The sequence below is a fragment of the Streptomyces sp. NPDC002785 genome (assembly GCF_040295565.1).
GTDB lineage: Bacteria > Actinomycetota > Actinomycetes > Streptomycetales > Streptomycetaceae > Streptomyces.
This window is the reverse complement of the sequence record NZ_JBEOVN010000009.1, coordinates 72,166-80,218: the sequence shown is the minus strand read 5'-3', so window position 1 is coordinate 80,218 and position 8,053 is coordinate 72,166. Positions and strand designations below refer to the sequence as shown.

Here is an 8,053-nt window from a genome sequence, read left to right as displayed (position 1 = left end):
CGCCTCGCCGCGTTGTCGCATCACCCGAGTACATCCAGTACGCGGGTGATGCTCCGCCTTGCGATGCACCGCACCGGACGCCGCGAGCTTTCCGGCAAACCTTTCCGGTCACTAGAGACGCTTCAGGACGGCCTGTTTGGCGGCCGTGAACTCGTCGTCGGTGAGAATCCCCGCCTGGCGCAGCTCACCCAGCTCCCGCAGCCGACGCAGCAGCACGTCGTGATCGTCGGCGGGCGGTGGTGCGATCTTGGCCCGGGAGCCGTCGACGGCGGCCTCGGCGTCCGTCCCCGCCTCGGCCGGGTCCGGCAGCCGCACCAGTACCGCCGCCGCGACCAGTACCGCCGTGTACTCCTTCTTGGACAGCCCCCACAGATCCAGCGAGTACGGGTCGAACTCGGCCGCCGGAGCCGGGGCCGGGTCCTTGCCCCGTACGAAGCGCAGATGCCCGTTCTCCAGACCGATGGCGGGCAGCCAGTGCACCCCGGTCACCTCCGACACCGGGAAGGCGACCGGACCGCCCGAGCTCTTGACCTCCTTGGCCTTCCAGTTCCAGGCGAGGCGGATGATCTCCCCGTCGAACGAGGCCGTGCCGTCCCCGCCGCCCCCGGCGACCGGCACCGCGGGCCCCGGCAACAGGAACCCGTCCACCGGCCCGGAAGGCACCTGCTCGATCAGCAAGGCGCTGCGCACCTCGTCGACGAAGTACTCCGCCACTCCGCTCTGGTCCTTTTCCACCGTCAGCTGGTACGGATCCGCGGAGTCCTTGAGCCTGCCGTCCGCAGCGCGCAGGACCGGGCAGGCTCCGTCGCGCAGCCGCAGGCGCAGCCGGCCGCCCTTGCGGTCCGGTTCGAAGGCGATGCCCGCCAGGGCCCGGAGCGGGACGACGCACTCGCCCAGCTCCTGCCGGAGCGGATGAATGCCCTTCCCCCGGCCGGGCACGATCCGCACCGTCCCGCCGTCGAAGGCCCACGTTCCGTCGCGCTGGATTATTTCTGCCATGGGCAGATTCTCTCAGTCGCATAACCCGGAAGGTGGTCTACACCTTGACCATGCGTGGGGCAGGCGATACGCATGGTGATGGTTCGTTGCTCAGGAGATCCACAGGTGTGAACCCCGTCGAAAGGGACCCGGCTTGTGAGACTGCACAGGACACAGCGCACCGCCCTACCCCATCTGCTCGGCTCGCTGCTGCTCGTCACAGCGGCCGGTATCTCCAGTGTCGGCGCCGCGCCGGAAGGGCAGGCGGCGAGCAGCGGCCCGGCCACCGCCGCCTCGCCCCGTCCGCTGGGGCAGACAGTGCCCGCCCCAGCCCAGGCGAAGCCCGGCGGTTCTCCGTACACCATCACCGCGGACACCAGGATTCGCGTCGAGGACGACTCCCACGAGGCCCGGAAGATCGGCGACTACCTGGCGGGCGTGCTGCGCCCGTCCACCGGGTACGCCCTGCCGGTCACCGGTCGCGGCGGTGACGGCATCCGGCTCCGGCTCGACTCCCACGACAGCGGGTCGGGCGCCGAGGGCTACACCCTGAAGTCGAACCCCGGCTCCGTCACCATCACCGCACGCGAACCGGCAGGGCTCTTCCACGGCGTCCAGACGCTCCGTCAGCTGCTCCCGGCCGACGTGGAGAAGAGCAGCCGTCAGAACGGCCCGTGGAAGGTCGCGGGCGGCACGGTGCAGGACGCGCCCCGCTATGCGTACCGGAGCGCGATGCTGGACGTCTCCCGGCACTTCTTCTCCGTCGCCGAGGTCAAGCGCTACATCGACCAGCTCGCCCTGTACAAGATGAACAAGCTCCATCTGCATCTCTCCGACGACCAGGGCTGGCGGATCGCCATCGACTCCTGGCCGCGGCTCGCCACGTACGGCGGGCAGACGGAGGTCGGCGGGGGAGCCGGCGGCTACTACACGAAGAGCGACTACAAGGAGATCGTCCGGTACGCCTCCTCCCGCTATCTGGAGGTCGTGCCGGAGATCGATCTGCCCGGCCACACCAACGCGGCACTCGCCTCGTACGCGGAGCTGAACTGCGACGGCGTCGCGCCGCCGCTCTACACCGGCACCAACGTCGGCTTCAGCTCGCTCTGTGTCCCGAAGGCCGTCACGTACGACTTCGTGGACGACGTGGTCCGTGAGCTGGCCGCGCTCACCCCCGGCAAGTACCTCCACATCGGCGGCGACGAGGCGCACTCCACCAGCCACGAGGACTATGTGGCCTTCATGGACAAGGCACAGGCCATCGTCGGCAAGTACGGCAAGACCGTGATCGGCTGGCACCAGCTGACCGGGGGCACGCCGGTGAAGGGCGCGGTCGCCCAGTACTGGGGTTACGACCAGACGGGCGCGGCCGAGCGCAAGCAGGTGGCGGACGCCGCCGTGAACGGCACGAAGCTGGTGCTGTCCCCGGCCGACCGCAGCTACCTCGACATGAAGTACGACAAGGACACCAAGCTGGGCCTGGCCTGGGCCGGTTACGTCTCCGTCCAGCGCTCCTACGACTGGAACCCGGCGACGTACCTGGCCGGCGCCCCGGAGAGCTCGGTCCTCGGCGTCGAGGCGCCGCTCTGGTCGGAGACCCTGACCAACAGCGACGAGATCGAGCAGATGGCGTTCCCCCGGCTGCCCGGGGTGGCGGAGCTGGGATGGTCGCCCGCGTCCACGCACGACTGGGACGCGTACAAGGTACGGCTGGGCGCGCAGGGGCCGAGGCTCTCGGCGCTCGGCGTCAACTATTACCGGGCGCCGCAGGTTCCCTGGGCCGAGCAGTGAGGTGACCGGGGCCGTCCGGCGACCGTTGTGTTCCCGGTCGCCGGACGGGCTCGACAGATGCCCTCGGTCGCCGCACGGGCCCGGTTTCATGCCTGTGCGGCGATCGGGTTCTTCAACGTGCCGATCAGCTGCAGTGCCCCCGAAGGATCGGTCAGATCGACCATCTGCTTGTTGTTCCGCAGCTGCAGCCGGTTCAGGCAGGACAGGGCGAACTCCTGCGCGAACATGTCGTACTGCTTGAACTTGTCGGCGAGATGCGGCACCGACTCCTGGTACCCGGTGACGCACCCGGCGACCGTCCGCCAGAACGTCTCCTCGTCCAGTACGCCCTCGCTCGCCAGCCCCGCGCCCAGGAAGCGCAGGAAGCAGTCGAAGACGTCGGTGAGGACCGAGAGCAGTTTCATGTCCTCGGGAACCTCGGCGCGGATCCGCTCGACCTGTGGCGGCAGCACCGCGTCCGGGTCCATGACGGCGATCTCCTCGGCGATGTCCTTGAAGACCGTGCGCCGTACGACCCCGTCCTCGACGACCAGGATGACGTTCTCGCCGTGTGGCATGAACACCAGCTCGTACGCGTAGAAGCTGTGCAGCACCGGCACCAGGTACGCGTCCAGGTAGTGGCGCAGCCACGCCGCGGGGTCCAGCCCCGACTCGGCGATCAGCGCACCGGCGACGGAGTTGCCCTCGTGGTCGGTGTGCAGCAGCGAGGCCATGGTCGCGACCCGCTCGCCGGGGGCCAGGTGGGGGACGGGGCTCTCCCGCCACAGCGCGGCGAGCATTTTCAGGTACGGGGAGCCCTTGGCGGTGGCCGCCTCGTACGTGCGGTGGTGGTAGCCGATGGCCGCTCGCTCCCGGATGATCGAGAAGCGGGCCTCGCGCAGCAGCTCATCACGCTCGATCAGCTCGGCCAGCCAGTCGTTGACCGCGGGAGTGGCCTCCATGTACGCGGCGGAGAGCCCGCGCATGAAGCCCATGTTGAGGACGGACAGCGCCGTTTTGACGTAATGCCGGTCCGGGTTGCTGGTGTTGAAGAAGGTACGGATGGACTGCTGTGCCAGGTACGCGTCGTCGCCTTCGCCCAGGCAGACCAGATGCTGCTGTGCGAGCTCCCCGGCGAAGGTGACGGCCAGCTTGTTCCACCACTGCCAGGGGTGGACGGGGATCAGCAGGTAGTCGTCGAGGTCGAGCCCGAGGCCGGACATCGTGGCCGCGAACCGGGTCAGGGTCTCCTTGCCGAGCTCGCCCCCGATCAGCGTCTCGTAGTCGAGCCCGGTGCCTGCTGTGAAGGTGGCGCGGTCGCGACGGGCGGCGAGCCAGACCAGACGGATCCCGGCTGCCGCCTCGGGGGCGTAGGCCCAGTACTCGTCCACACCGAAGCCGAGCCGCCCGTTGTTGGCGACGAAGCAGGGGTGCCCCTCGGTCATACCGGTCTCGATCGCCTGGAACCCGGCACGGACCAGCTCGGCGGAGGTGATGGGCGGCTTGGTCAGTTTGTACGCGGTGCCGGCCAGGGTGGAGGAGATCTCCTCCAGGTAGACCGGGAGGATCTCCGCCGAGAGGCCGAGCGTGGAGCGCAGCTCGACGAAGAACTCGCCTGCGTCCAGCGGCAGTTCCGATCCGTGCCGGTGGCGGGTGATCGAGTCGGCCTCGACCTGCCAGTGGTCGAGGGCGAAGATCCGTGCGGTGAAGCGGTACTCGGTCGCCGCGTCGTCGCTGCGCAGCGAGTAGCGGTCGTCGCCGAGCGGTGCGGGGGCCAGCAGCCGCTCGTGGCTGAACTCGGCGAGGGCCTTGCGGATCAGCAGCCGGTTGGCGGCGGCCCAGCGCTCGGGGGTGAGGTGGGAAACGCTGTCGATGGTGGCGGACATCAGGCATTACCCCCGGTCGCTGTGGCGAACTGTTCCCGTGTGCAGGCGCTGAGCAGGGCGTTCTTCTCCGGCTTGGCTATTTCTCCCAGCACCTCGAAGCCGACCGCCTTGTTGAGGGCGTGCACCGCGCTGTTGCGTACATCGGGTTCGACGACGACCCGGCGTACGGACGGGTCCGCGAACAGCGCCTCCAGCACGGTGGTGATCACGGCGAGCGTGAAGCCGTGCAGCGGGGTGTCGGCCGGGGCGACCAGGAAGTGCATCCCGATGTCGCCGGGCTCGGCGTCGTACAGCCCCTTGAGCTCGACCTCGACGGGGTCGTACCGCTCCATCAGGAAGGCGGGCTCCCCGTCGTGCAGCCCGATGAAGGCATCGTGGTGCGGGTGGGCGGCGATCGCCAGGTACTCCCGCTCCACGTCCTGGAGCTTCGCGTCGCCCATCAGCCAGAAGGCGGCCTTGGGGTGAGTGACCCAGCCGTGCACCAGTGCGGCGTCGGCGCGGGGGTCCAGCGGGCGGGTGGTGAAGGTGCCGAGGTCGGTGGTCATACGGCGAACTCCTGGAAGGCGATGGACTTCTCGACCGGGTAGTACTCACGGCCGAGCAGTTCGCCGATGATGTACGCGTTGCGGTACGGACCCATGCCCAGGTCGGGCGAGGTGATCGAGTGCGTGTGCGTGCCGGCGTTCTGCAGGAAGACGCCGCGCCCGGTGGTGTCGATGGAGTAGTTGCGGGCCACGTCGAAGCGGCCTCGGCCGTCCCATTGCAGCCGGTCTTGGATGTCCTTGAGGAACGAGGGCGGGCGGTAGCGGTAGCCGGTGGCGAGGATCAGGCCCTCGGTGGTGAGGCTGTAGTCCTTGCCCTGCTCGTCCTGGTGCAGCCCCAGCGTGTACGTACTGCTGCTCGCCTCATAACTCACGCTTTTCAGCGATGAGTTGGTGAGGAGCCGGGTCGGGACGGGGCCGGACAGGTTCTTCTGGTAAAGCAGGTCGAAGATCGCGTCGATCAGCTCGCCGTCGATGCCCTTGAAGAGGCCCTTCTGCCCGGACTCCAGCCGGTAGCGGGTCTCCTCGGGCAGGGCGTGGAAGTAGTCGATGTACTCCGGGGAGGTCATCTCCAGCGTCAGCTTGGTGTACTCCAGCGGGAAGAACCGCGGCGAGCGCGTCACCCAGTTGAGCCGGTAGCCGTGCGCATCGATTCCGGAGAGCAGGTCGTAGTAGATCTCGGCCGCGCTCTGCCCACTGCCGACGAGGGTGATGGACTTCTTTGCCTGGAGGGCCGCCTTCCCTTCCAGGTAGCGGGAGTTGTGCAGGAAGTCGCCGCCCAGGCCCTGGCAGGCATCCGGGACGTATGGGGGAGTGCCGGTGCCGAGCACGAGCCGTGGCGCCCGGAAGACGCCGCCGGTGGCGGTACGGACCGTGTAGAGCGCGGTGCCCTCGTCGTACGTGACCGACTCGACGGTCGTGTCGAAGCGGATACTGCTCAGCTTGGCGGCGGCCCAGCGGCAGTAGTCGTTGTACTCGGTCCGCAGCGGGTAGAAGTTCTCGCGGATGTAGAAGGAGTACAGCCGTCCGCGTTCCTTCAGATAGTTCAGGAAGGAGTACGGCGAGGTCGGGTCGGCCATCGTGACCAGGTCCGACATGAACGGGGTCTGGAGATGGGCCCCTTCGAGGAACATCCCGGAGTGCCATTCGAAGTCCGGCTTGGACTCCAGGAACACCCCGTTCAGCTCGTCGATCGGCTCGGTCAGACAGGCGAGCCCGAGATTGAACGGGCCGAGCCCGATCCCGATGAAGTCGTGGGGGCTGCGGGAATCAGGGGGTTCAGGAAGCGCGGTCAAGGGAGTCTCCCAGGTACTGCTCGGCGTGGCCGGAGATCAGGTCGAGTACCGCGGCGATGTCCTGCGCGGTCGTTTCGGGGTTGAGCAGGGTGAACTTGAGGTACTGGCGCCCGCCGACCTTCGTACCGGCGACGATGGCCTCGCCGGAGGCGAAGAGCGCCTTGCGGGCGTGGAGATTGGCCCGGTCGATCTCGGTGGGCGCGGTGATGCCGGACGGGATGCAGCGGAACACCAGCGTGGACAGCTGGGGCTCGACGACGACGTCGAACCGCGGGTCGGCGGCGAGCAGCCGCCAGCCCTCGACGGCCAGGTCGCAGACCTCGTCGAAGAGCTCACCGATGCCGTCGGCACCCATGACGCGCAGCGTCATCCACAGTTTCAGGGCGTCGAATCTGCGGGTCGTCTGCAGCGACTTGTCCACCTGGTTGGGGATGCGTTCGGCGGTCATCCGCCGCGGGTTGAGGTACTCGGCGTGGTACGTGGCATGGCGCAGCGCGGCCCGGTCGCGTACCAGCAGGGCGGACGAACTCACCGGCTGGAAGAAGGACTTGTGGTAGTCCACGGTGACCGAGTCGGCGTGCTCGATGCCGTCGAGGAGGTGGCGTCGCTCGCGGGAGGCCAGCAGCCCGCCGCCGTACGCGGCGTCGACATGCAACCAGGTGGAGAACTGCCTGCAGAGCGCGGCGATTTCGGGCAGAGGGTCGATGGAACCGAAGTCGGTGGTGCCCGCGGTGGCGACGACGGCCATCGGTACGGCGCCTTCGGCGACGCACTGCTCCAGGGCGCGGGCCAGTACCACGGTCTGCATGCGCTTGTCGTGGTCGACGGGTACAGGGATGACCGAGTCCGGCCCGAGGCCGAGGAGTTTCGCCGACTTCTGCACGCTGAAGTGGCTGCATTCGGAGGTGAATACGCGCAGCCGGGTGAAGTGGTGCGGCGGGGTCCTGGCCTCTTCACGGGCGAGCAGCAGGGCCTGCAGATTGGACTGCGTACCGCCGCTGGTGAAGATGCCGTCGGCGGCCGGTCCGAGCCCGGTCCGGGCCGTCGTCCAGTCGATCAGCCGACGCTCGATCAGGGTGCCGCCGGCACTCTGGTCCCAAGTGTCCAGGGAGGAGTTGACGGCCGAGAGAACGGCTTCGCCGAGGACTGCGGGGATGACGACCGGGCAGTTGAGGTGGCCCAGGTAGCGGGGGTGGTGGAAGTAGACGGCGTCACGGAGATAGACGCTGTCGAGCTCATCGAGGGCGGCGGACGCGTCACCCAGCGGCCGGTCCAGATCGATCGCGTCGACGACGGGAGTGAGCTCGTCGACGGAGATTCCGGTGAACGGCCGGTCTGTGGCGGCGAGTTTGGCTGCGACCCGTTCGACTCCCGCGGTCACGGAGCGCCGGTAGTGCTCCGCGGTCGTGTCGTTGAGCAGGTGCGAACGCATGAAGGGGTCCTCCCGGATGCGGGGAAACTTCATCGGCCCTCAGACAGAAGGAGAGGGCGAGGGTCGATGTCGAAGTAAAGTTAGCCTAACCTAACTTCAACTTCTCCGGGAGTGTGGGCTGTCCGATCCGTGCGTACGGGTGTCCTTTCG

The 8,053-nt window shown here is 68.2% G+C and carries 6 protein-coding genes; 1 reads left to right on the top strand and 5 read right to left on the bottom strand.

Annotated features, from left to right (window positions below):
• Window positions 1-111: 111 nt before the first annotated feature.
• Window positions 112-999 carry a DUF4429 domain-containing protein gene (locus tag ABTZ94_RS04655; protein WP_351197447.1) on the bottom strand — a complete coding sequence of 296 codons (888 nt, stop codon included), beginning with the start codon at window positions 997-999 and terminating at the stop codon, window positions 112-114.
• A 135-nt stretch (window positions 1,000-1,134) separates the two neighbouring features.
• Here ABTZ94_RS04655 and ABTZ94_RS04650 point away from each other — a divergent pair, with 135 nt between their 5' ends.
• Complete coding sequence (locus tag ABTZ94_RS04650; protein WP_351197445.1) at window positions 1,135-2,769, top strand: beta-N-acetylhexosaminidase; 1,635 nt, start codon at window positions 1,135-1,137, stop codon at window positions 2,767-2,769.
• 86 nt (window positions 2,770-2,855) lie between these two features.
• Here ABTZ94_RS04650 and ABTZ94_RS04645 read toward each other — a convergent pair whose 3' ends face one another.
• The 4 genes from ABTZ94_RS04645 to ABTZ94_RS04630 are packed head-to-tail and all read right to left on the bottom strand — an operon-like array spanning window position 2,856 to window position 7,903.
• Window positions 2,856-4,634, bottom strand: a complete 1,779-nt coding sequence (locus ABTZ94_RS04645) for an IucA/IucC family protein (protein WP_502967178.1) — start codon at window positions 4,632-4,634, stop codon at window positions 2,856-2,858.
• Window positions 4,634-5,179 (bottom strand): GNAT family N-acetyltransferase, encoded by a 546-nt coding sequence (locus tag ABTZ94_RS04640; protein ID WP_351197443.1) that lies wholly within the window; start codon window positions 5,177-5,179, stop codon window positions 4,634-4,636. The genes ABTZ94_RS04645 and ABTZ94_RS04640 overlap by 1 nt, the downstream gene beginning before the upstream one ends.
• Window positions 5,176-6,471: a lysine N(6)-hydroxylase/L-ornithine N(5)-oxygenase family protein gene (locus ABTZ94_RS04635; RefSeq protein ID WP_351197441.1), complete on the bottom strand. Its 1,296-nt coding sequence runs from the start codon at window positions 6,469-6,471 to the stop codon at window positions 5,176-5,178. Before ABTZ94_RS04635 ends, ABTZ94_RS04640 begins: the two co-directional genes overlap by 4 nt.
• Window positions 6,455-7,903, bottom strand: a complete 1,449-nt coding sequence (locus tag ABTZ94_RS04630; protein WP_351197439.1) for a pyridoxal phosphate-dependent decarboxylase family protein — start codon at window positions 7,901-7,903, stop codon at window positions 6,455-6,457. The genes ABTZ94_RS04635 and ABTZ94_RS04630 overlap by 17 nt, the downstream gene beginning before the upstream one ends.
• Window positions 7,904-8,053 lie beyond the last annotated feature (150 nt).